We start from the raw sequence: 471 nt of genomic DNA on the forward strand, positions 1-471 counted from the left end.
TCAACCACTTCAGAAACCTGAGCAATAGTGACATCCGCAGCCATGGCCATAATCGGGCCAAAGTTACGTGCAGATTTACGGTAAACCAGATTGCCCCAACGATCGCCTTTGTAGGCTTTAATCAAAGCAAAGTCAGCCTTGATCGGATATTCAAGTACGTAGTCTTTACCATCAATTTCACGGGTTTCTTTGCCTTCAGCTAAAAGTGTTCCAAAGCCAGTTGGGGTAAACACAGCGCCTAATCCCATACCTGCTGCCTGAATACGACACGCCAGATTACCTTGCGGTACGACTTCAAGCTCGACCTTTCCAGCACGGTACAGTTCATCAAATACATAAGAATCTGACTGACGCGGAAAAGAACAGATGACTTTTTTAACCGAACCGGCTTTAAGCAGTTTAGCCAGACCATAATCGCCATTACCGGCATTGTTGCTGACAATGGTTAAATCTTTAACACCGAGTTCAATA

1 protein-coding gene is annotated in these 471 nt (G+C 45.0%); it reads right to left on the reverse strand.

Features of this window, described 5'->3' with window-relative positions:
- Nucleotides 1-471 (reverse strand): 3-oxoacid CoA-transferase subunit A (locus tag J536_RS24750; RefSeq protein WP_032064380.1); only part of this gene is annotated, 471 nt, incomplete at both ends.

The organism is Acinetobacter sp. 809848, from assembly GCF_000581275.1.
Lineage (GTDB): Bacteria > Pseudomonadota > Gammaproteobacteria > Pseudomonadales > Moraxellaceae > Acinetobacter > Acinetobacter pittii.